The 21,920-nt window shown below is 58.8% G+C and carries 18 protein-coding genes, 2 tRNA genes and 2 pseudogenes; 9 read left to right on the top strand and 13 right to left on the bottom strand.

The features are described 5' to 3' along the window. Positions 1–4: 4 nt before the first annotated feature. The 3 genes from ACK6D9_RS04705 to ACK6D9_RS04695 all read right to left on the bottom strand — a co-directional run bounded on the left by ACK6D9_RS04705 (position 5) and on the right by ACK6D9_RS04695 (position 2,468). On the bottom strand, positions 5–1,444 hold the full coding sequence (locus ACK6D9_RS04705) for a UbiA family prenyltransferase (RefSeq protein WP_412050821.1): 1,440 nt from the start codon (positions 1,442–1,444) through the stop codon (positions 5–7). A gap of 346 nt (positions 1,445–1,790) precedes the next feature. Then, positions 1,791–1,866 (bottom strand) — tRNA-Ala (locus ACK6D9_RS04700). A 173-nt stretch (positions 1,867–2,039) separates the two neighbouring features. Further along, positions 2,040–2,468 (bottom strand): TIGR02300 family protein, encoded by a 429-nt coding sequence (locus tag ACK6D9_RS04695; protein WP_322990367.1) that lies wholly within the window; start codon positions 2,466–2,468, stop codon positions 2,040–2,042. Between the two features lie 221 nt (positions 2,469–2,689). On the opposite strand from ACK6D9_RS04695, the gene aroA reads away from it, so the two are divergent. The 5 genes from aroA to rpsA all read left to right on the top strand — a co-directional run bounded on the left by aroA (position 2,690) and on the right by rpsA (position 7,852). Continuing rightward, entirely contained in the window at positions 2,690–4,048 is a 1,359-nt protein-coding gene (gene aroA / locus ACK6D9_RS04690) for a 3-phosphoshikimate 1-carboxyvinyltransferase (RefSeq protein ID WP_412050820.1), read from the top strand. Continuing rightward, the gene (locus tag ACK6D9_RS04685) at positions 4,045–4,686 is read left to right on the top strand and encodes a 2-hydroxychromene-2-carboxylate isomerase (protein ID WP_412050819.1); all 642 of its coding nucleotides are present in this window, start codon (positions 4,045–4,047) and stop codon (positions 4,684–4,686) included. Before aroA ends, ACK6D9_RS04685 begins: the two co-directional genes overlap by 4 nt. A 19-nt stretch (positions 4,687–4,705) precedes the next feature. Then, positions 4,706–5,332 carry an FMN-binding negative transcriptional regulator gene (locus ACK6D9_RS04680; protein WP_412050818.1) on the top strand — a complete coding sequence of 209 codons (627 nt, stop codon included), beginning with the start codon at positions 4,706–4,708 and terminating at the stop codon, positions 5,330–5,332. Between the two features lie 18 nt (positions 5,333–5,350). After that, positions 5,351–5,998, top strand: coding sequence for a (d)CMP kinase (gene cmk / locus ACK6D9_RS04675; protein ID WP_322990363.1), 648 nt, complete (start codon positions 5,351–5,353; stop codon positions 5,996–5,998). A gap of 147 nt (positions 5,999–6,145) precedes the next feature. Next, entirely contained in the window at positions 6,146–7,852 is a 1,707-nt protein-coding gene (rpsA, locus tag ACK6D9_RS04670; protein WP_267654819.1) for a 30S ribosomal protein S1, read from the top strand. A gap of 1,060 nt (positions 7,853–8,912) precedes the next feature. Here the strand turns inward: rpsA and ACK6D9_RS04665 are convergent. The 4 genes from ACK6D9_RS04665 to ACK6D9_RS04650 all read right to left on the bottom strand — a co-directional run bounded on the left by ACK6D9_RS04665 (position 8,913) and on the right by ACK6D9_RS04650 (position 12,052). Continuing rightward, positions 8,913–9,536, bottom strand: coding sequence for a ribonuclease D (locus ACK6D9_RS04665; RefSeq protein WP_412050817.1), 624 nt, complete (start codon positions 9,534–9,536; stop codon positions 8,913–8,915). Positions 9,537–9,769: 233 nt separating this feature from the next. Then, the gene (locus tag ACK6D9_RS04660; protein WP_322990943.1) at positions 9,770–10,762 is read right to left on the bottom strand and encodes a BMP family ABC transporter substrate-binding protein; all 993 of its coding nucleotides are present in this window, start codon (positions 10,760–10,762) and stop codon (positions 9,770–9,772) included. A gap of 210 nt (positions 10,763–10,972) precedes the next feature. Then, the gene (gene msrA, locus ACK6D9_RS04655; protein WP_412050816.1) at positions 10,973–11,623 is read right to left on the bottom strand and encodes a peptide-methionine (S)-S-oxide reductase MsrA; all 651 of its coding nucleotides are present in this window, start codon (positions 11,621–11,623) and stop codon (positions 10,973–10,975) included. Positions 11,624–11,734: 111 nt separating this feature from the next. Then, positions 11,735–12,052 carry a hypothetical protein gene (locus tag ACK6D9_RS04650; RefSeq protein WP_412050815.1) on the bottom strand — a complete coding sequence of 106 codons (318 nt, stop codon included), beginning with the start codon at positions 12,050–12,052 and terminating at the stop codon, positions 11,735–11,737. A 289-nt stretch (positions 12,053–12,341) separates the two neighbouring features. Between ACK6D9_RS04650 and ACK6D9_RS04645 the strand changes: the two genes are divergently transcribed. Then, positions 12,342–12,431 (top strand) — tRNA-Ser (locus tag ACK6D9_RS04645). Between the two features lie 218 nt (positions 12,432–12,649). Further along, positions 12,650–13,072: a helix-turn-helix transcriptional regulator gene (locus tag ACK6D9_RS04640; protein WP_412050814.1), complete on the top strand. Its 423-nt coding sequence runs from the start codon at positions 12,650–12,652 to the stop codon at positions 13,070–13,072. A gap of 40 nt (positions 13,073–13,112) precedes the next feature. On the opposite strand, the gene ACK6D9_RS04635 is transcribed toward ACK6D9_RS04640, so the two are convergent. The 3 genes and pseudogenes from ACK6D9_RS04635 to ACK6D9_RS04625 form a co-directional block, all read right to left on the bottom strand. Next, positions 13,113–15,050, bottom strand: coding sequence for a sigma-70 family RNA polymerase sigma factor (locus ACK6D9_RS04635; protein ID WP_412050813.1), 1,938 nt, complete (start codon positions 15,048–15,050; stop codon positions 13,113–13,115). 463 nt (positions 15,051–15,513) lie between these two features. Then, positions 15,514–15,681, bottom strand: a pseudogene (locus tag ACK6D9_RS04630) (integrase core domain-containing protein); the annotation flags it as partial. A gap of 12 nt (positions 15,682–15,693) precedes the next feature. Beyond that, positions 15,694–16,844, bottom strand: a protein-coding gene (locus ACK6D9_RS04625) for an IS3 family transposase (RefSeq protein ID WP_412050733.1) whose coding sequence is annotated in 2 segments (ribosomal slippage) — positions 15,694–16,595 and positions 16,595–16,844 — 1,152 coding nt in all. Because the reading frame shifts where the segments join, the coding sequence is not laid out codon by codon here. A 61-nt stretch (positions 16,845–16,905) separates the two neighbouring features. On the opposite strand from ACK6D9_RS04625, the pseudogene ACK6D9_RS04620 reads away from it, so the two are divergent. Continuing rightward, positions 16,906–17,115, top strand: a pseudogene (locus tag ACK6D9_RS04620) (ATP-binding protein); the annotation flags it as partial. A gap of 374 nt (positions 17,116–17,489) precedes the next feature. Here ACK6D9_RS04620 and ACK6D9_RS04615 read toward each other — a convergent pair. Next, positions 17,490–18,854, bottom strand: a complete 1,365-nt coding sequence (locus ACK6D9_RS04615) for a cytosine permease (protein ID WP_412050812.1) — start codon at positions 18,852–18,854, stop codon at positions 17,490–17,492. A 24-nt stretch (positions 18,855–18,878) separates the two neighbouring features. Continuing rightward, complete coding sequence (locus tag ACK6D9_RS04610) at positions 18,879–19,358, bottom strand: amidase family protein (RefSeq protein WP_412050811.1); 480 nt, start codon at positions 19,356–19,358, stop codon at positions 18,879–18,881. Here ACK6D9_RS04610 and ACK6D9_RS04605 point away from each other — a divergent pair. After that, entirely contained in the window at positions 19,345–20,559 is a 1,215-nt protein-coding gene (locus ACK6D9_RS04605) for an IS256 family transposase (protein WP_412049014.1), read from the top strand. The genes ACK6D9_RS04610 and ACK6D9_RS04605 overlap by 14 nt on opposite strands. Here ACK6D9_RS04605 and ACK6D9_RS04600 read toward each other — a convergent pair. Beyond that, entirely contained in the window at positions 20,520–21,659 is a 1,140-nt protein-coding gene (locus tag ACK6D9_RS04600; RefSeq protein ID WP_412050810.1) for an amidase, read from the bottom strand. The genes ACK6D9_RS04605 and ACK6D9_RS04600 overlap by 40 nt on opposite strands. Positions 21,660–21,920 lie beyond the last annotated feature (261 nt).

Genomic DNA, 21,920 nt, shown 5'->3' with positions numbered 1-21,920 from the left:
GCGATCAGACTTGCACGGTGGCGAGGATGACCAGCGCCGCCCCGGAAAACGTCGCCAGCTGGCTGCGCCAGTCGCGCATGATGAACACCACCGGGTCCTCGTGCATCTGCGCGCGGCGGGCGAGGATCCAGATCCTGAGCAGCATGTAGAGGATCAGCGGACACAAGGGCCACAGCAGCCAGGGCTGCGCATACATCGAGGCCACTTCCTTGCTGTCGACATAAAGCGCCAGAACCATCGCCGCCGAAAACGCCGAGGCAATGCCTGCCTGGGCAATCATGTCCTTGTCACCGCCAACATAGGAACGCCCCATCAGTTGGGTAGCATCGTCATCGGCGAGTTCGTCGAGTTCGACAAAGCGCTTGACCAGCGCCAGGCTCAGGAAAAAGAAGATCGAGAACGCCAGCAGCCAGAACGACAATTCGGTTCCAGTTGCAGCCGCGCCGGCGATAATCCGCACGGTATAGAGCGCGGCCAGGGTGAAAACATCGACCAGCAGCTTGCGCTTGAGCACGAAAGTGTAGGTGGTGGTGATTGCCGCATAGACAGCGAGAACCACCCAGAACAGCGGCGGCAGCAGGCTCGCCAGCGCGATCGAGGCCAAGAGCAACACCACGGCGCAAACGCTGATCACCGGCAGTGAGACGGCGCCGCTTGCCAGCGGCCGCAGACGCTTGCGCGGATGCTGCCTGTCATTGGCGAGATCGGAAATGTCATTGACGATATAGACCGTCGAGGCGAGGAAACTGAAGGAGAAGAAGGCGGCGAAAGCTGCCAGGATCAGGCCGGTATCGGCCAATTCGTGGTTGAGCACCACCGGCACCGCGATCAACACGTTCTTGAGCCATTGATGGACGCGGATCGACTTGAAGATGGCCAGCGGCGAGACTTTTGCCAGCGGCAGCATTTCGGACTGGTGGCGGGCGCCCCAGCGTTTGGCGGCGGCGTCGGGGGCAACGATGATGGCCCGCCGGGCGGAGTCAAACACCGCCAGATCGTCGCGGCTGTTGCCGACATAATCAAAACCGCCATCACCGCACAGCGCCAGCAAGCGGTCACGCTTGCGCAGCGCGGTCAGGTTTTCCTGATCGGTGGAATGCAGCACCCGGTCAAACAGTCCCAGATGGTCGGCGATCGCGGTGGCGGTGGTCTGGGCCGCCCCGGTTACCAGCCAGACCGGCTGGCCGGACTCGCGGGCCAGATTGATCCGCTCGATGACTTCGGGACGGTAGGGCCAGTCGCTGCCCTCATGCCCGAGGCGCGCAGCCACCTGGCGCTTAAGCACCGCTTTGCCGGCAATCGCCCAGGCAATGGCGGAAAAAATCAGCCATGGACGCCGAAGCAACACGGAAATCAGCCCTTCCCAGAGCGTATCCGTGGCGATCAGTGTCCCATCCAGATCTATGCACAGCGGCACTTGGCGGTTGTCGCTCATAGCATCCATGGTTGTATCCCTGCCTTTCCCGAAACCGAGCATTGGCAGAAAAACTCTTCAGATCCGGTAAAAGACGGCGGATTTGCCCGAAACCAGGGCGCGCCGGACAACCTTTCAGATCACTTGGTTATCAAAAAGTTGTCTGGAGGCAGCAAGGTCGCGCGTAATGAGACCCACCCGGTCGGCTTCGTCGCCGTTACCGGGGACAAGAGTTCCGTTGGTCTTGAAGCGGAATCGTTAGAGTGCCCTCATTTCGTGCGCCAGCCGTCCCATCCATCAGAGATTTGGACCGCAGCGAACCGTCAAGGTGTTGGGCTTTTTGGATTCTTGGAAAACACAGCCTTGGTAGGCGGTTTGGTGGAGCCAAGCGGGATCGAACCGCTGACCTCCTGCATGCCATGCAGGCGCTCTCCCAGCTGAGCTATGGCCCCGGGACGCGAGGGATAGACGGTTGCCCGCCGTGCCCCCCACGAACAACCAGCCGCATTCGCGTGGCTGGCAGGTGCGGCTTCTTACGTCTGCCGCCGCACAAGATCAAGACGAAAAATCACTCTTGGTGACAGTTTCCGCAATCAACCGGCTTTTAAAGCCGAAAGACGCCAGCTTACTGATCGTCCTCGTCATCGCTGACGCCAATAATGTCGGCGACATCGTCGTCGTCGTCATCATCGTCGTCGGCGAGGAAGGTGTCGTCATCGTCGTCGTCAATATCAACGTCGTCGTCGTCATCGGCGTCGATATCGGGAAGATCGCTGGATTTGCTGGACTTGCTTGTTTTTGCAGTGCCCTCATCGGCCTCTTCCAGAGACACGATTTCCACGTCAGCCGTTTCTTCTTCGACTTCCGCGACTTCTTCCTCTTTGTCGTCCTCAACCTCTTTCGCCGCGGCTACGGTTTTGGCCGTTTCCTCGAAAAACGAGATTGCATAGGTCTTGCCCGTGTAGGGCGACACGATTGGATCTCGATTGAGATCATAGAATTTGCGCCCAGTCTCGGGGCAAACGCGTTTTGTTCCAAGTTCCGGTTTTGCCACTGTCGAAGCCTCATGAACTAGCCGGAAGCGAACGCTGGTGCGCACGACTTCCCGTTTCGGCGAGTCCGGACCCCATAATGATGTTGAACGCGCCTGTCAAAGCCATTCTCACTGTTATTTTCAAGCAAGCCGGATGACGCAGCCCCTGAGGCTGTGGTAGTCAGCCTCTCGTAGTGGCCGGGCCTCCGGCTCAACCCCCAAAATCAGCATGGAAACAGACCATGGGCCACACACAAACGCCTCTCCGCCCCGCCAGCGCCCGCAGAAGCCATTCGCTCAAGGGCGATATCCGCATTCCCGGCGACAAATCGATTTCCCACAGATCATTCATGTTTGGCGGCCTGGCCAGCGGCGAAACCCGCATCACCGGGCTGCTCGAAGGCGAGGATGTGATCAATACCGGCCGGGCGATGCAGGCGATGGGTGCCTCGATTCGCAAGGACGGCGACACATGGATCATCCGCGGCGTCGGCAATGGCTGCCTGCTTGCGCCTGAAGGCCCGATTGATTTCGGCAATGCCGGCACCGGCTGCCGGCTGACCATGGGCCTGGTTGGCGTATATGATTTCGACAGCACCTTCATCGGTGATGCGTCGCTGTCGCGGCGGCCGATGGGCCGGGTGCTGGATCCGCTGCGGCTCATGGGCGTGCAGGTGCAATCGGGGCCAGGCGATACCCTGCCGGTGACGCTGCGCGGGCCACACACTCCGGCGCCGATCAGCTACCGGGTGCCGATGGCTTCAGCCCAGGTCAAATCGGCGGTACTGCTGGCCGGGCTCAACGTTCCCGGCGTGACCACGGTGATCGAACCGGTGATGACCCGCGATCACACCGAAAAGATGCTCAAGGGTTTTGGCGCAGCACTGGAAGTTGAAACCGCCGCCGATGGCGTGCGCACCATTCGGCTTGAAGGCCGCGGCACGCTTTCCGGGCAATCGATCGATGTGCCCGGTGATCCGTCGTCAACCGCGTTTCCGCTGGTGGCAGCGCTGCTGGTGCCGGATTCGGACGTGCTTATCCGCAACGTCTTGATGAACGAAACCCGCACCGGGCTGATCCTGACCCTGCAGGAAATGGGCGCCAATATCGAGATCCTCGATCCGCGCCAGGCCGGCGGCGAGGATGTGGCCGATCTGCGGGTGCGGACGTCGGAACTCAAGGGTGTGACGGTGCCGCCCGAACGCGCGCCGTCGATGATTGACGAATATCCGGTGCTGGCCGTTGCCGCCAGTTTCGCCAGCGGCGAAACCATGATGCCGGGGCTTGAGGAATTGCGAGTCAAGGAAAGCGACCGGTTGGCCGCCGTGGCGCGCGGGCTCGAGATCAACGGCGTCGACTGCACCGAAGGCGAGGACTGGCTGTCGGTGCGCGGCCGGCCCGACGGCAAGGGGCTCGGCGGGCGCACCAAGGAGGCCGTGGTCAACACCTGGCTCGATCACCGCATCGCCATGAGCTTTCTGGTGATGGGGCTCGCCAGCGAATATCCGGTCTATGTCGATGATTGCGGGATCATCGCCACCAGCTTCCCGGAATTCATGGACATGATGACCGGCCTCGGCGCCGAGATCAGCCAGTCATGAGCACCCGGCAGATCGATTTCTGCTTTGACCTGATTTCGCCCTATGCGCATGTGGCGCTGGCGCGACTGGGCGAATTGCCCGCCGATGTCACGGTCAGGCCGGTTCCGGTGCTGCTTGGCGCTGTTCTATCGCATTGGGGCCAGCGCGGTCCGGCGGAAATTTCCGCCAAGCGGCTGCATACCTACCGGCAATCGGTTTTTCTTGGGCTGCAACATGGCGTCGAGATGCGGTTTCCACCGCGCCATCCGTTCAATCCGCTCAAGGCGCTGCGGCTTTTGGTTGGCGCGGATGCCGATCTGGCGATGGTGCGCACGGCATTCTGCTTCGTTTTCGAGCAGGGCCGCGCACCCGACACCGACGATGAACTCGCTGCCTTCGCCGAACTGATCGGCGTGCCGCTGTCGCTGGCCCAGGATGATGCCGCCAAGGCGGCGCTCAGAGCCAACACCGATCAGGCGATCGAGCGCGGCGTTTTCGGCGTGCCGAGCTTCGTATGCCCGACCGGCACCGGCCACGAGGTATTCTGGGGTGTGGACGGCTTCGACATGCTGCTGGCCTGGCTTTCAGACCCGGCACTGTTTGCGCGCGCGCCCTATGACCATCTTGACGATGTAACGATCGGCATCGAGCGGAAGTAAATCTTCGGGAGGAGACGCCATGTACCAGCCGCCGCATTTTGCCGAGCCCGATGAGAACGTGATGCAGGCGCTGATTACCGCGCATCCACTGGGACTGCTGATTTCATCGTCCGCGGATGACCTTCAAGCCAATCCGCTGCCGTTTCTGGTTTCCGTCGATGACGGCATCACCCGGCTGCGCACGCATATGTCCCGCGCCAACGGGCAATGGCGCCATATTGAGGACGGGGCCAGCGTGCTGGTGGTGTTCCAAGGCGTCGACAGCTACATCACGCCGTCGTGGTACCGCGCGAAAGCCGAGCACGGCAAGGTGGTTCCGACCTGGAATTACGCCATGGTGCAGGCCCGCGGGGCGGCGCGGATCGAGGCCGGCAGCGACTGGCTGCGCCAACAGGTGGGCGAACTGACCGACCGGCACGAGGCAAACCGGGCCGAGCCCTGGAAGGTCGATGACGCACCGGAAGCTTACGTGGCGGCGCAATTGCGCGGCATTGTCGGCATCGACATCACGGTCGACACATTGACCGGCAAATGGAAGATGAGCCAGAACCGCCCGGAGGCCGACCACAAGGGCGTTCATGCCGGCCTGACCGAAGATGGAGACGCGGCAATGGCCGAACTGGTGCGGCTCTATGGCCAGATCTAGACTGACGAGGAAATGGCAGTGAACCCAGGCAGACCCAACATCATCATCGCCATTGACGGGCCGGCAGCCGCCGGCAAGGGCACGCTGTCGCGCCGCCTCGCCGCGCATTACGGCCTCCACCATCTCGATACCGGGCTGACCTACCGCGCCACGGCCAAGGCGCTGCTCGACCGCGGCCTGCCGCTCGACGACGAAGCGCTGGCGGCGGATGTGGCGCGCGGGCTTGATCTGTCCGGGCTCGACCGGTCGGTGCTTGCTGTCCATGATGTCGGCGAAGCCGCGTCAAAGGTGGCGGTGATGCCAAAGGTGCGGCGCGCGCTGGTGGAGGCGCAGCGCGCCTTTGCCGCAAACCCGCCCGGTGCCGTGCTCGACGGCCGCGACATCGGCACGGTCGTCTGCCCCGACGCGCTGATCAAGTTCTATGTCACCGCAAGCCCTCAGGTTCGCGCCCGGCGGCGCTGCGAAGAGATCATACGTGGCGGTGGAACTGCCGACATTGCCGACATCATCGCCGACCTGCAGAAACGCGACGCCAGGGATGCTGCGCGTGAAGACTCGCCATTGCGTCCTGCCGACGATGCGCACTTGCTAGATACTACCGAAATGGGTATAGAAGCCGCGTTCGAAGCTGCCCGTGTCCTCGTGGACGCTGCGCTCGAGCACTGAACTAACGCCAGCGAGCCTGTCCCGCGCCGTACTTGCCCTGCCTCTTTGATGATGGCTCAGGGCAGACAGGCATCGCCGGTCCGATCAACACGAACCAGGCGCATCCGACCGCTCAACCATCTATTCTTGCGGTCGCCAGGAGAATTCATGTCACAAACCGAAACCATGACAGAGGATTTCGCATCCCTGTTTGCTGAATCGCTTGCCACGCAGGACCTCGCCGAAGGCTATGTCGCCAAGGGCATCGTGATGGCCATCGAGAAGGACGTCGCCATCATCGACGTCGGTCTCAAGGTCGAAGGCCGCGTGCCGCTGAAGGAATTCGGCGCCAAGGCGAAAGACGGCACGCTGAATGTCGGCGATGAAGTCGAAGTCTATGTCGAGCGCATCGAAAACGCGCTGGGCGAAGCCATGCTGTCGCGCGAGAAGGCTCGCCGCGAGGAAAGCTGGGTCCGTCTGGAAGAGAAGTTCAATGCCCAGGAACGCGTCGAAGGCGTGATCTTCAACCAGGTCAAGGGCGGCTTCACCGTCGATCTGGATGGCGCCGTGGCCTTCCTGCCGCGCAGCCAGGTGGACATCCGTCCGATCCGCGACGTATCCCCGCTGATGCACATCCCGCAGCCGTTTGAAATCCTCAAGATGGACAAGCGTCGCGGCAACATCGTGGTCTCGCGCCGTACCGTGCTCGAAGAGAGCCGTGCCGAACAGCGTTCGGAAATCGTGCAGAACCTCGAAGAAGGCCAGACCGTTGAAGGCATGGTCAAGAACATCACCGATTACGGTGCGTTCGTTGATCTTGGCGGCATCGACGGCCTGCTGCACGTGACCGACATGGCATGGCGCCGCGTCAACCACCCGTCGGAAATCCTGTCGATCGGTCAGACCGTCAAGGTCCAGATCATCCGCATCAACCAGGAAACACACCGCATCTCGCTGGGCATGAAGCAACTGGAAAGCGATCCGTGGGATGGTATCGGCGTCAAGTACCCGGCCGGCAAGCGCATCACCGGTACCGTGACCAACATCACCGACTACGGCGCATTCGTCGAACTGGAGCCGGGCATCGAAGGCCTGATCCACGTTTCGGAAATGTCCTGGACCAAGAAGAACGTGCATCCCGGCAAGATCCTGTCGACAACACAGGAAGTTGACGTGGTCGTTCTCGAAGTCGACCCCAACAAGCGCCGCATTTCGCTTGGCCTCAAGCAGACGCTCGAGAATCCTTGGGAAGTGTTCGCACAGAGCCACCCTGCCGGCACCGAAGTCGAAGGCGAAGTCAAGAACAAGACCGAATTCGGCCTGTTCATCGGCCTCGAAGGCGATGTCGACGGCATGGTTCACCTCTCCGACCTCGACTGGAACCGTCCGGGCGAACAGGTCATCGAGGAGTTCAACAAGGGCGACATGGTCAAGGCCGTCGTGCTTGACGTCGATGTCGACAAGGAACGCATCTCGCTGGGCATCAAGCAGCTTGGCAAGGACTCGATCGGCGACGCCGCCGCTTCGGGCGACCTGCGCAAGAACGCTGTTGTCTCTGCCAAGGTGACCGCGGTTACCGATGGCGGTCTTGAAGTGATCCTGGTTGATCACGAAGACCTGTCCTCGTTCATCCGCCGCTCCGACCTGTCGCGTGACCGCGACGAGCAGCGCCCTGAGCGTTTCTCGGTTGGCCAGACGCTCGACGCTCGCGTCACCAACTTCTCGCGCAAGGACCGCAAGGTCACGCTGTCGATCAAGGCGCTGGAAATCGCCGAAGAGAAGCAGGCTGTTGCACAGTTCGGTTCGTCCGACTCGGGCGCCTCGCTCGGCGACATTCTGGGCGCAGCCCTGAAGAAGCAGAACAGCGAAGACTGATCCTTCCCGGATCTGACTTCTGACAAATAAAACCCGCCGGAGCGATCCGGCGGGTTTTTTGATGGGCGCGCTCCACCGCCTTAAGGCGAGGCCGGCGAGGCAAGCGCTAGCGCGGCCGATCCGGGTGGGGCTCTGTCGAAGGCAAATAGGCAGGTTAAACGGATACAGGATGCGGCGATTTTCCGGCTCACCCACCCCCACCGTCGTCATCCTATGGCTCCGACCATAGGATCCATTCCGCAATCCCTCCGAATACCGCCATGCGCTGATGGATCACGGTATGGATCCTCGGCTCGGGGGCCGAGGAAGACGAAGCATAAAAAATGCCACCCTCTCCCCACCGTCATGCCGGACTTGATCCGGGATCCAGCAGCGCCCGCTTCTGCGGGCGCGAGAAGCCTTTTGTCAAAAAACCAAGATATGGCAATGGTTTCCCGGCTCGCCGACGCTCGCCTGCTGGATCCCGAATCAAGTCCGGCATGACGATGCCGCAGGGCAGTGACGAACAAATACCCCACCATTTCATCCACACCATCCGGCCCCCTGTCATACTCGCCCTGCTTCCGCTGCCGGATGGATCGCGAACGCTTCGAGCCAGGCGGGAGGAATGCCTTTCGGGTTTGTCGGTAACGTGCCGGAAAACTCTTGAGGAGGCGGCGACCAATCGCGGCTCCGCTGGCAGCCCGGCCTCCCTTGCGGGATCAACGGGCCAAGCCAGCCACCGGCCGGCCTCGCATCGCTGTCTTGCCTTCGGGCGGGATCAGGGATGGGACACCGGTCCGGGCCTGTGGCGGATTTCTGGTTGTTTGACCGGAAAGACGTGCCGGACAGCGATTTTTGGGTCCTTGCCCTCGGCCTTCGTCCAGGCCATCTGGCAAGGGCAGGAAACCGTCTGTCGGATGCGGACATCATCCGGCTAAATTCGGGCCGCGCGCGTGTTGCGTCACCCCTTTATCACTTTCCGTAAGGCAAAACCCGCGTGCGGCCCTCCGGAATGCCATGCTCACACCCCGGCGAATTTTTCGCGCGGCGCTGCTTTCGCATGCCTCGGCGTTCCGCGTCAGCTATGGGCGAAAATGTCGGTTTCGTCCCAGCCCAACAGATCGAGCTTGGCGCGGGTCGGCAGAAATTCGAAACAGGCCTTGGCATGGGCTTCGCGCCCGTCACGCACCAGCCGTTCGGTCAGCTTCTCGGTCAGCGCATGCAGATGCAGCACATCCGACGCCGCATAATCGAGTTGTGCTTGTGTCAGCGTCTCAGCGGCCCAGTCAGAGGATTGCTGCTGTTTGGACAGGTCGATGCCGAGCAACTCCTTGGTCACGTCCTTGAGGCCGTGGCGGTCGGTATAGGTGCGTGTCAGCCGAGAGGCGATCTTGGTGCAGAACACCGGCTCGGCGGTCACCCCGAAGGTGTTGAACAATACGGCAATGTCAAACCGACCGTAATGAAACAGCTTGCGCCGTGTCCGGTCAGCCAGAAGGGCTTGCAGATTGGGCGCGCTGGTCTGGCCGCGGGCGATCTGGATCACATCGGCCGAACCGTCGCCGGGGGAAAGCTGAACCACGCAGAGCCGGTCGCGGCGTGGCACGAGCCCGAGCGTTTCGGTGTCGATGGCGATGTCGCCGGTATAGCGCGCCATTGCATCAGCGGAGAGATCGCCCTTGTGGGTGCGGATTTCGGCCATTGGTGAAGATCCCTGTTGTTTTTTACCGCGCCGGGCATCCCATGTGGACGCGCAAGGGACGCAGTAGCAGCATTCAACCAACGCATGTCCGTTATCGATCGGATAGGCCGATACGGCGCGACATGCATCTGGCGGGCTATAGCCCGGGCGGGCGCGACCGCGCAACAAAACGGCCGGGCAAAGGCCCGGCCGGATCGGTTTTCACAATCCGGCGCGGGCGCCGGGGCCTTGCCTCAGTAGGGGCAGGCGTTGTCGTCATTGTAGTTGTGGACTTCGATCTTGCCGGAGATGATGTCGGCCTTGGCGGATTCAACCGCTGCCTTCATCTCGTCGTCGACCAGCGGCGCATTGTTGTCGTCCATGGCGTAATCGACACCACCTTCGGCCAAGCCGAGGAAATTCAGCCCGGAGGTGAATTCGTCGTTCTTGACGTCATTGAAGCCGTTGTAGACCGCAACATCGACGCGCTTGAGCATCGAGGTGAGGATCTTGCCCGGCTGCAGGCCGTTCTGGTTGGAATCGACGCCAATGCCGAGCTTGCCGGCGTCGGCAGTGGCCTGCATGACACCGATACCGGTGCCGCCGGCAGCCGCGTAGATCACGTCGGAGCCCTGGTCCATCTGCGACTTGGCGATTTCGCCGCCCTTGACCGGATCGTTCCAGGCTTCGGGTGTGGTGCCGGTCATGGCTTCAAGCACCTTGGCGTCGGGATTGGTGGCCAGAACGCCGCCCTTGTAGCCGCAGGCAAAATTGCGGATCAGCGGGATGTCCATGCCGCCGACGAAGCTTACCGTGCCGGTCTCAGACGCCTTGGCAGCCATCACGCCGACCAGGTAGGAGCCTTCGTGCTCCTTGTAGAGAACCGAGCGGACATTGGGCAGATCGACCACCGAATCGATGATGATGAAGCTGGTGTCGGGATATTCCGCGGCAACCTTTTCCAGCGTTGCCGACCACGAAAAACCGGGAACGACGATCGGGTTGTTGCCGTCGCGCGCAAAACGGCGCAAGGCCTGCTCACGCTGGGCGTCGTTGGAGATTTCGAAATCCCGGTATTCGGTGCCGGTTTCTTCCTTGAACTTCTCGGCGCCATTATAGGCAGCCTCATTGAAGGATTTGTCGAACTTGCCGCCAAGGTCGTAGATGATGGCCGGCTTGATGTCGGCGGCCAAGGCGGAAGCCGACATGGCGGCCAGTGCGACGAGGCTCAAAAGCGTGCGTTTCATGATATGCAGCCCTGTAGGTTACTTGTTGATCTTTGTGGGTCCTCCCGCATGCCTCAACCTGAGACAGACCTGCGGAATTGCCGGCCACGTTGGGCCGGAAGCCCTCACCTTGCATGGCTTCGGGCAGAAATACAACGCCGATTTTTAGCATCAAAGGCCGGAACATGGCTGACTTTACGTCACTTTCGCGACGACCGTGGGATCGCTCTGTCAACCGGCCGGAAAGCGCACGCCGGTCGGCTTGAGACCGCTCTGGCCGCCGGGATTCTTGGCCAGATATTGCTGGTGATGGGCTTCGGCGTAATAGAATTCCGGCGCCGGCTTGATCTCGGTGGTGATCTTGCCCCCATGCCCTGCCGCCACAAGCGCTGCCTGGTAATTCGTGCGTGCAACTTTGGCCTCCGCCGCCTGGGCCGCGTCAGCGGTGTGGATCACCGAGCGGAAGAAGGTTCCCACATCGCTGCCCTGGCGCATGCCCTGGGTGGGATCATGGTTTTCGAAGAATACCGTGAGCAAGTCCCGGTAGCCGATGGTATCCGGATCAAAGACAATCAGCACGGTCTGGGCGTGGCCGGTCAGGCCGGTGACGATTTCCTGGTAGGTCGGGTTTGGCGTATAACCGCCGGCATAGCCGGCCGCGGTAACGGATACGCCGGGAAGCTTCCAGAACAGCCGCTCGGCACCCCAGAACTTGCCCATGCCGAACCGCGCGATCTGCAGGCCACCGGCATACGGGCCCTTAAGCGCAGCGCCGCCAACGGCATGGATGGGCGCAGTCTCGATTGCTTCGGGCCGGCCCGGAAGCGCCTGCGCGGCCTCGGGCAAAACAGTCTTGCGGTTGAACATGTCGATTAGAAACATGGCGTCACCCTTGATGAAACAGTGGGGCGGGTCCTGACCCACCGGTGCGCCGGCGCTGCGAGTTGGCCGTGGCAGATCACGCCCGGCGCCCACGCAGATACGGCAAGAACCTCACACCGCAAATCGCCCGGCGGCCTTGGGCCTGCGGTAACCGATGAGATAGAAAATCAGCGACAGGGCCAGAAACACGGCGAATGCCGGCTGCCCCAGAACCCAGAGCGCTGCCGGATCCCAGGCCCAGCCCGGAAGCCGGTCGGCAAACAGATCGCTCAACAGCGCCAGCGTATCCGGGCTGGTTGCGGTCCAGGCCTCGATCAACGGGGTAAGCACCGGGCGATTGGCGGCCACCGACTGGATCGCGTCAACCAGACCGGCGATCACCGCGACCACCAGGAGCAACAAGCTCAAAACCCGGGCGACAAACCGCATCTCTTCCTCCGCTCCCAAACAATCTCAAGCGCTGGATTCAACCAGCGCATCCCTGACATAGAGGCGCAAAAACAATCATGCAATGGCCGCGTTTGCGCCGCTCGCGGGCGGCGCGTCGACAATGTATTGCCAATCGCGCAAATAGCGGTTGCCAAGCAAGGCGTCTTGACTATAGTGCCGCCCGATCCGGACCGGATATTTGCAGTGCGTCGCAGCACTGTTTCCGGGCTGCGACGACCGCCCCAAAAGCGGCCGGCCTGGCCGGGTTTTCGTCCGATACCGGATATGCGGAGAGGTGGCCGAGTGGTCGAAGGCGCACGCCTGGAAAGTGTGTAGGCGGGTGACCGTCTCGAGGGTTCGAATCCCTCTCTCTCCGCCATTTATTTTCCTACCTAATTGATTTTAAAATACTTTTTTACGATCATAGATTTCGACCCCACACGCAGCCCCACATTTTGATTGATTTTTTGCCTCAGCCGCAATTTGCCGGGTTTAGATATCATTCGACGGCACTTGACCAATTGCGACGAGTCGTAGTTTATTGGCCCCAGTACATGACGTAGCTAGTTCTTATCCTCAAGCTGGGGGTGGCTAGATATGTCACGTCGGAATGCGTCCGAATCCAAACAAACAGATCTCTTTTCTCCCGAGGAGTTTTCTCCTTCTGGAACGTGTAACCGTACACCGGTTGAGCAAGTCTCCATTACAGACAAGAATGCGCCGCCCGTGCCAACGGCACCGGCGAGGAATCTAGCGGCTGAAACGGCCAAAGGGACCGGGCCCGTCAGATTGACTGGAAGAAGGCGAAACGCCGGAAAGCTACCGGCCAACGGCAATTCGGGGCCCTTTCTCAACGTCAGGCACGTTGCTGCTCGATATAGTGTTAGCGTCGCTACAATCTGGCGGTGGACCAAGGAAAGAGCCGATTTTCCGCAGCCAAGGAAATTGGGCAGCGGCTCAACGCGCTGGATGCTCGATGAGCTTGCCGAATTCGAAGCGAGGTTGAGTGAAGACAGATGAAGCGGTCCGCCTGGAGGCGCTGCTTCAAGGCTTCTCATGTCTACAGCGTCATGCCCGGGCAACAAGATTGATCAGAGCGAGGATGGATCGGGGGTGAAAGGCGTGGTTGTTCACCATTATGCAGGTTGTCCCAGTCGTCAAGGCTTGCGGGGTAAAGGGCTTCACGCGGGATGCCGCAGAACTGTCTCACCTCGTCAATTGCCCATTCTAGCTCTTCGGCGAGTTCGAGGTCAGAAACGGTGCCGCCGACCCGAACGTCCAGCCTGTCGAGAGCGTGATCAAGCTTGGTGATCTTCTCGTTCCGATGCACGGGGATGCGGATCGCTGTGCCTTCATCAGCACGCCATCGCGTGATGGCCTGCCGCATCCAGTAAGTGGCATAGATGAGGAAGCGATAACCACGCTCAGGATCAAATCGTCTTGTGGAACGCTGCAGACCCGTGAACGCCACCTGGAAGACGTCCTCTGGATCCTCGCCTTCCTCCACGTTCCGCGAGGCAAAGCGACGCACGTAAGGCAGGTGCTCGCGGATAAGGTGCTCGGTGGCGGATTCGAAGACCAGTATTTCGGCTTCCAGCTGACTGGCCGCGGCTTGGCACGCTGGGAACTGTTCCAGTCTGCGGACCAACTCCTTGTGGAATGCCAGAGAGAGATCCAATGCCTCGAGCGCAGCGAGTGCTTCTCTTCGTCGTTTGCCGTCCATCACCCGGCCGGTGGTGTGCCACGACTTCAGGGCGTCGGCAGCGACCATTACTTCGGATGTCTCTGCATGGCCCGGGCGCGAAGGAATGATGGTTCTCAGGGAGACCGAGCCGGGGTCTCGCGAGCCGTCGCGGATGCTGTCCATGACGTCGAGGATCGTTTCGACGGCGGTCGCTGAGGCCAAGATGCCCAGCTGGAGTTCCTGCTTGGCCCGTATCATGGGCTCCAGCAGTTGCAGCTCATCTGACTTGTCCATGACGAAGCGCTGTGTGCCGGGCAGCCGCGTCCGACGTGAAAGGGCTGCCTCCATCGCCTCAGCGAGGTCATCGGACGAAGTGTCCGATACGGCGTCCCAGAGATCGGCATCATGCTCCGTCGCCTGATCGAGATCGAAACCAGCTGCTTCGAGGTTGCGCTGGAGATTGATGCTCAGTTCTTCGAGATCACCATTTCCTTCACAATGGACGGCCAAGCGGTCGATATCATCGAGCGAGCACCGTCCCTTGACCAGAATTTCCTCTGCCCAAATCAAGCAGAGGTCTGGGTCGATCGACATCCTCGTGCCGGTCTGAACAACCGCTCGTTTGATCGATCGCCGGCCACGGTTGCGTACCTGCAGGAAGTCACTCTCTGCACCGTGATCGGCGGTCACAGCTGTGCTGGAGCCGATGCCCTCTCCGGCAATCGGTGCAGGTGATAGGTCAAGATCCCAGTCCGCCCCCTCGTCCTCCGAAACCTCGGGTGACCAACTTACCAGCGCTACAAATGTCCCTGATGCCGTGTCGCCCGTGTACTGACCGAAGAATTCTTCTGGTTCTGCCTCCGCCTCGAAATTCAGCAGGTCATCGAGATCCACAGTCGCATCTGCTGGCTCCGTCTCCTGAACCACGGCGAAACGGTGTTCTGGAATTGCATCAGGCCCGGAAAGGACAGTCTCGACCGCAAGTGAAACCTCGCGCTTGCTAGCCGTCTCCGGTGACCTCGTTACAAGCGAAGACAGAAGCTGTGCGGCGAGACCGTAACCTTCGGCAAAAGCCACATCAGCAGGTGTCTGTCGGTCGTGGTTCAGTGCGCCGGGTTCAGCACCTGAACGGATGAAGAGATCGCAAAGAGCAAGATTGCCTATGCGCGCAGCAAGGTGCAGCGGCGTATCTCCCTTTAGATCGATCGAATGAAGACGAGGGGAGGCGGCGAAGGCGGCAAGTTTCTCAATATCTCCATCCGCAATCATCCGGATTTCGTCTAAACCAAGAGACTGCATCTCGTTTTTATTCATTACACAGGTGCTAACGATGACCGATTGGTGTGATTGCCAGCAAACTTCGGCACTCTCATAAACCACTACTCCCCCCGAATCTCGCGATACGCAATGCAACCTAAGTGCGTTTTCCTTCCAAGTCCACACTAGGCTAGGCAAGCTACCTACGCCTTAAGATTCGAGGTCAATTCAATGACTTCGTAGTACTTCGTCGTAGCTCGGTTGCCCAATAGAACTGACCGAGCGAAATCTGATTGCGCCTTCTAGTCGTGCTGTCGCCAGATTAGACGAGCGGTTCTCAAAACAAAAAACAATTAGGGAGATCAATTCACATGATCGCGATTGGGGCTGTCGCGACCGCCCTGAGCATTCAGGCCATCGAGCATCACTGCCGAAAGGTTCGCTTCTTCTCGACTATTGAGAGGTGGCTCGGTTCGTCTGAACAGTTCAGGGCGTTTCGTTAAGTGGATTTCCGCCTCGATTATGCTTCGACCAGGATTGGCTTCAGCGCTTTGAAGTAAGCCTGATCCGGCGTTTGCCGGTCAAGGGATGAATGTGGGCGTCGGGTGTTATAGAAGGCCAGATATCGACCAATGCCCGCTCGGGCCTCCGGCACGCTTTTATAGGCGTGGAGATAGACCTCTGAATAGCCCCGAGTTTTCTAGACGCCCTCGGTCCTCGTTTTCTGCTGCCGTTCGAACTCGGCGGGCGACAGCAACCCGTTTCTCACATGCTTACGCTTTGGGTTGTAGAACATCTCGATGTAGTCGAACACATCCCTCCTGGCTTCTTCTCGGGTCCGATAGGTCCTACGTCTTATCCGTTCACGCTTGAGCAGGTTGAAGAAACTCTCTGCGACGGCATTGTCATGGCAGTTTCCGCGCCGGCTCATTGAGTGTTGCAGATTGTGATGCTTTAGGAACAATGCCCAGTCGATGCTGGTGAACTGAGAGCCTTGGTCTGAATGAATTAACACCTTGCTCGTCGGCTTTCGTCTCCACACAGCCATGAGCAAAGCCTGCAGCACGACGTCCGTTGTCTGACGGCTTTGCATCGACCAGCCGACGACGCGGCGGGAGTAGAGATCGATCACGACGGCCAGATAGGCGAAACCCTCATTGGTCTTGATGTAGGTGATGTCGGTGACCCAGACCTTGTCCGGCACTGCCACGTCGAACTGGCGGTCCAGCGTGTTGTCGACGACTACAGAAGGTTTGCCGCCATAGCTGCCAGGTCGACGCTTGTAGCCGATCTGCGCTTTGATACCCGCCAAATTGACCAGACGTGCAACGCGGTTCGGGCAGCACGTCTCACCCTGATCCAGCAAGTCATCGTGAAGCTTGCGATAGCCATAGACCTTACCGCTGTCCTTCCACGCCTTCCTGAGAAGTTCGGTCTGACGGGCGTCTTCCCGCTCCCGATTGCTCAGCGGGTTCTTCAGCCAGGCATAGAAGCCGCTGGGTTGGATGCGAAGGGAGCGGCACATCGCACGCACCGAGAACAGCGGGCGATGCTCTGCTACGAACACGTACTTCACTTTGCATCTCGCGCGAAGTACGCCGTTGCCTTTTTTAGGATATCCCGCTCCTCCGTCACACGCGCCAGTTCAAGCTTCAGCCGCCGAACTTCGGCAGCCTGTTCGTCGACAGAACCATCGCGGGACCCTGACTTCCCGAACCGCTTCTTCCACGCATAAAGCGAATGGGAACTGACACCCAATCGTTTCGAAACCTCCGCAACCGGATAACCCCGCTCAACGATCTGATGAACAGCATCGCGTTTGAAATCGTCACTGAATTTGGCTGTGCTCATGATGGCCTCCTTGCCTCAAATTTAGGGAAGAAGGCGTCTATGAATCTAGGGGCTATTCAGTGCGCTGCTGTTCCACCTGCTGAGCAAGCTTTACGAGCGCTCAAGTGTTGTCATCACCACCAACCTGAGCTTCAGCGAATGGGCTACGGTTTTTGGCGATGCCAAGATGACCACCGCACTGCTCGACCGACTGACGCACCGTTGCCACATCTTGGAGACCGGAAATAACAGCTTCCGCTTCAAGGCTAGCTCAGCAACAGCCAAAAAATAGAAGGAGATTAATCATGCCTTGACCTCAGCCTAAGCCGAAATCCACAATCAGAGTTGGCTCACTTCTCGATGAAAAAACCGGCTCAATTCTGAGTGGAAATCAACAGCCCAGAGCCTCTTCTACACATGTTTGCAGGGGTTCATAGTAGCTGGCAGATAGTGACCACGCAGTAGTCATCCGGAATGTGGGTTCGTTTCCTACCCCCTTGCCCATATGGTCACAGGCCAACGCCGTGCGTGCAGTACTGGCAAACGCGCCATGACAATATTATCAAGGCGCGTTTGTTAAAAACCATGAAGCATCCGACTTCAGCGGGCGCGTCAAATCCGAAAGAACAAACTGTACCCGCGGCGTTGTTTGCAGAAACCTTTTCCCTATGGCGCCACTGCCACCGAGGTTTGCTGGTCTTCGGATTCCGCGGTGCTTGTTTTCGTGCTGAGATTTGCTCCAAGTTTATTGCCCGCTACTTTCCAAAGCACCAAGTAGGCCGAAGCACCCACTACAATGCCAGGAATGCCGAAGATAAAATTCGGATAGGCCTGACTGATAAGATATCCTGCGCCCAATCCGGCTAATGTTGCAACAATAGCAGCGATGTTGACATGATCCTCCCGGAAGGTCGAGAAGCCAACTCCCCTTCTTACAACAAAATAGTCAGCGATAATCACAGCCCCGATTGGCGGTACAACAAGCCCAATAAGGAGCAAGAAATCAACCACACTACCCACGATGCCTGTTCCTGCCGCAATAGCGCCAAGCACCAATCCGAGATACGCAGCCTTACGCCAATTGAGAGCTGTGAATGCGTTCGTAAAACCCAGCGCAGCATTGTATAGGCACGCGTCCGCAGTTGACCACGTGCTTAACAGACCCAACATTGCAATTGGTATGAGGACGGATAGAGACGGAGAATCAAGAAAATACTGGACTGTTGAATCCCCTACGGCAGCGGATATGATGGCCCCCAAGATCATGAAGGGCGCATTGGAAAATACGAAAGCTACCGCAGTTACCCAAATAGCCTGTTCGCCATTGCGCGTGTATCGAACTATATCTCCGGTCATGGTGCCGCTTACGGCATAAGTTGCCCACGCCATGCTTACGCCGGTCCAAAATCCGATGGCACCCGTTCCTTCTTGCGTCCAAATCTGCGCGCCAGCAGGAATAACTTTCGTCACAATGTAATACGCTGCAAACAACACCATCGCGGGTATGGCAATCTTGCGCACCAACGACATTGATTTGATGCCGTATATTACCGGAATTCCGTATAATAACGCTGCCCCGGCGGCAATCAAACCTACGGCAAATTTGTTTTCAATACCAAATGCGACTTTAATGATATCGCCGGTTAGCCATGAATGGAACGCGAACCAGCCCGTTACAAGCAACGCCAAAATTGCGATCGGTATATATGATCCTTTGCCGCCGAACACGGCCTTGATCGTCAGAGGAAAATTCAGCCCCCATTTTCCGGCTGGATAGCCTATTGCGGCGGCGTAAACGAAGAGAATAAGATTACCGACGATTATGGCCCAAATCGCGTTGATTGTACCCAGGCCTTGTTGAATAATCCCACCGATGACGGCACATATGAATGCAACTCCAAAACCGGCCCAAACGATTGCCGGTTCTTTGAAACCCAGCCTCCCCCGCATGGGTATTGGTTTGTCGTGCCATTCCTCCGAGACCGAGACGGTATCCCACGTTGCTTTAGTGCTGTTGTTCGAATTAGTCATAATAACCTCCCATGTAGATATATTTCAGTTTGAGATGGCCGGCCATTTTTCAGCCCAGGGTGCCGCTTGCTCAAAAGCTGCACTCGCCTTCAAAACGTCCCCGTCCGCCAGATGTCGGCCCGCGATTTGTAGACCCACCGGTAATCCGCTAGCGGTCCATCCGGCTGGCAATGATGCAGCCGGTTGTCCGGTGAGATTGATCGGCAGGGTGAAAGACAGCCACTGGAAGGGATGGACGATTTTTCCATCGATCTTTTCAGGGCCTTGCATGTGGACCGGGAACGGCAGTGTCGTCAAAGTGGGCGTCACTAGGAAATCGTAATCCTGCATCAGGCGCCACATCCGGTTGTTAAACCGCTTTCTCGCCATATTGGCGTTCGTGAGATCTTCTGCTCTCCATTCCCGGGAAATAAAATCTACGAGATGCGGGAGTGTCCGGTCTTCTGTGTAACTGCGCTTTGGTCCATGCTTCCTGAGAGGAGCAAGGACGATGACTATTTCCAAGGAACTGCTTGACGAACTTCTGAAGGGCTGCGAGCGGCCTGAAGATTTGCTTGGCGATGCCGGGCTGATGAAAGAGCTCAGGATCAAGCTCATGGAGCGGATGCTGGGTGCCGAGCTGACGGCGCATCTGGGCTATGAAGAGGGCAAGGACGCGCCGCCGGACCAGTCCAACCGGCGCAACGGCACATCCAGCAAGCGCCTGAAGAGCCAAGACGGCGAAGTGCCGATTGCCGTGCCGCGGGACCGGGATGGCAGTTTCGAGCCGGAGTTGGTGAAGAAGGGCCAGACCCGGATCGACGGGATGGATGAGAAGATCATTGGTCTCTACGCGGCAGGGCTGACGGTGCGAGACATCCGCGCCCATCTCGAAGATGTCTATGGCCTGCAGGTCTCGCCCGACCTGATTAGCCGCGTGACCGACGCCGTGTTGAACGAGGTTCGGGAATGGCAATCACGGGCGCTGGAGCGGATGTATCCCATCGTCATCTTCGACGCATTGCGGGTCAAAATCCGTGACGCTGATAGCCGTATGGTCAAGAACAAAGCCGTCTACATAGCCCTGGGCGTCTCACGCGACGGTGTGCGTGAGGTGTTGGGCCTGTGGATCGCTGACAATGAAGGGGCCAAGTTTTGGCTGTCGGTGATGACCGAACTGAAAAACCGGGGTGTGCAGGACATTCTGATCGCTGTTGTGGACGGGCTCAAGGGCTTTCCTGAGGCTATTACCGCAGCCTTTCCGGAAGCTACGGTGCAGACCTGCATCGTGCATTTGGTGCGCCATTCCCTGAACTTTTGCAGTTGGAAGGACCGCAAGATCGTGGCCGTTGATCTGCGCCGGATTTACAGCGCTGCGACCGCCGACCAAGCGGCGGCCGAGTTGGACGCGTTCGAGGGGAAATGGGCCGGAAAATACGCTTCCATAGCCCCGGCCTGGCGGAGGGCCTGGGCCGAAGTGATCCCGTTCTTCGCCTTCGATCCGGCGATCCGCAAGATCATTTATACAACGAATGCCATCGAAAGCCTGAACCGCGTGATCCGAAAATCAATCAAGACGCGCGGATCATTCCCGACCGAAGAAGCCGCCACAAAACTGATCTATCTGGCCATCCGCAACTTTGAGAAAGGCGGCAGAAATGTCCGCGAATGGTTTGCTGCCCGCAATCAATTCGCTATCATGTTCGACGAGCGCTTCAATGCGTGACCATATCTGAAACCCGCATGGGCCGGGCCAGATACACAGAGTTTATGACACTCCCCGAGATGCGGCGTCATTTCGTGGCGGTGCTTATCCACCATCTCGCGCATTCCAACGAGATCGGTTTCCAAAGCGACGATACCCCAGAAATCGTCATAGGGGTTCTCCCAATCGGGGGTAACTTCTTCGACGTGGCACTTCAAATCGCGCTCGAAAACCTTCGCCGCAGAAGTCACCAACGCGCGCACTTCCGGGTCAACGGCCAAGTAACCAAAGTCCAGGCTGAGCGCGATCCTCTTTCCTCTCATCTTGTCGACAGAAAGGTCCATCCAATCTACGTCGACTGTAGGAATTGTGTGCCGATCACGAGCATCCGGTCCCGCCATCACCGATAGCATTAGAGCGCTGTCCTCAACCGTACGGCTCACTGGACCAATATGCTCCAATGATTCCCAACTCGAGATTCCCGGGTAACGCTCGTCGCGGCACCCCGGATAGAGTGGTACACGCCCCATCGAGGCCTTTATTCCGACCAAACCGCAGTGAGCGGCCGGAATGCGGATGGACCCACCCCCATCGGAGGCTACGGCTAACGGACACATGCCGGCAGCAACCGCAGCGCCCGACCCGGCACTCGATCCGCCCGGCGTTAAATCCGTATTCCAAGGGTTCCTTGTGGTTTCGAAAACAGGGTTGTGTCCGACACCGCTGTATCCGAATTCGGGCACGTTGGTTTTGCCAAGGAAAATGGCACCGGCATCGCGCAGGCGCTCAACAACAACGTCGTCTTCCTCGGGCGTGAAGTTTTCATAAGCCTTCGAACCACATACAGTCTTCAATTCCTTGGTAGCTATCAGATCTTTGATCCCAATAGGTACGCCGGCGAGCGGGCCAGGATCCCTCCCAGAAGCAATTGCGGAATCGACCTTCGCCGCCATTTTGCGCGCAAGGTCCGGAGCTTGTGTACAAAAAGCATGTACTTTATCATCAATGCTTTCCATACGGCGGATAGCAGCTTCAGTAACTTCCATTGCACTGATGGATTTGTTTCTTACTCTGCCTGCAATCTGGGATGCAGTTAATTTTCCCAATTCGACATCGCTCATGCCTTGCTCCTCATGTTGACTGGATCCAGAAATTTCTATTTTCGACTGCCAGGCGCGGTGCCTGCCGGGCGTCGCGTGCACTCTTCGGCCACAATGATCTCCCGCCCTCGTCGCGCGCGCCAAAGATGTTGCCGTCACTAAGTCGCGCGCCCCTCCTTTTGTAGTTTCACAGCCAACCATTGCCGCTGCGTGTCAACGAGTCTCGACCAAGGCTTGAATAGAGCGAGGAAAATTGTTAAAAAATGTGAACAGAAGGGGCAG

It is taken from the genome of Hoeflea sp. Naph1 (assembly GCF_046837775.1).
Classification (GTDB): Bacteria; Pseudomonadota; Alphaproteobacteria; order Rhizobiales; family Rhizobiaceae; genus Hoeflea.
Note: the sequence above shows the minus strand (reverse complement) of the source record. Positions and strands in the feature narration are given on the sequence as shown.

Coding starts and splice junctions, on each gene's coding strand:
- ACK6D9_RS04705 (WP_412050821.1), bottom strand. CDS start 1,444: ATGGATGCTATGAGCGACAACCGCCAAGTGCCGCTGTGCATAGATCTG.
- aroA (WP_412050820.1), top strand. CDS start 2,690: ATGGGCCACACACAAACGCCTCTCCGCCCCGCCAGCGCCCGCAGAAGC.
- ACK6D9_RS04685 (WP_412050819.1), top strand. CDS start 4,045: ATGAGCACCCGGCAGATCGATTTCTGCTTTGACCTGATTTCGCCCTAT.
- ACK6D9_RS04680 (WP_412050818.1), top strand. CDS start 4,706: ATGTACCAGCCGCCGCATTTTGCCGAGCCCGATGAGAACGTGATGCAG.
- rpsA (WP_267654819.1), top strand. CDS start 6,146: ATGTCACAAACCGAAACCATGACAGAGGATTTCGCATCCCTGTTTGCT.
- ACK6D9_RS04665 (WP_412050817.1), bottom strand. CDS start 9,536: ATGGCCGAAATCCGCACCCACAAGGGCGATCTCTCCGCTGATGCAATG.
- ACK6D9_RS04660 (WP_322990943.1), bottom strand. CDS start 10,762: ATGAAACGCACGCTTTTGAGCCTCGTCGCACTGGCCGCCATGTCGGCT.
- msrA (WP_412050816.1), bottom strand. CDS start 11,623: ATGTTTCTAATCGACATGTTCAACCGCAAGACTGTTTTGCCCGAGGCC.
- ACK6D9_RS04650 (WP_412050815.1), bottom strand. CDS start 12,052: ATGCGGTTTGTCGCCCGGGTTTTGAGCTTGTTGCTCCTGGTGGTCGCG.
- ACK6D9_RS04640 (WP_412050814.1), top strand. CDS start 12,650: ATGTCACGTCGGAATGCGTCCGAATCCAAACAAACAGATCTCTTTTCT.
- ACK6D9_RS04635 (WP_412050813.1), bottom strand. CDS start 15,050: ATGAATAAAAACGAGATGCAGTCTCTTGGTTTAGACGAAATCCGGATG.
- ACK6D9_RS04615 (WP_412050812.1), bottom strand. CDS start 18,854: ATGACTAATTCGAACAACAGCACTAAAGCAACGTGGGATACCGTCTCG.
- ACK6D9_RS04605 (WP_412049014.1), top strand. CDS start 19,345: ATGACTATTTCCAAGGAACTGCTTGACGAACTTCTGAAGGGCTGCGAG.
- ACK6D9_RS04600 (WP_412050810.1), bottom strand. CDS start 21,659: ATGAGCGATGTCGAATTGGGAAAATTAACTGCATCCCAGATTGCAGGC.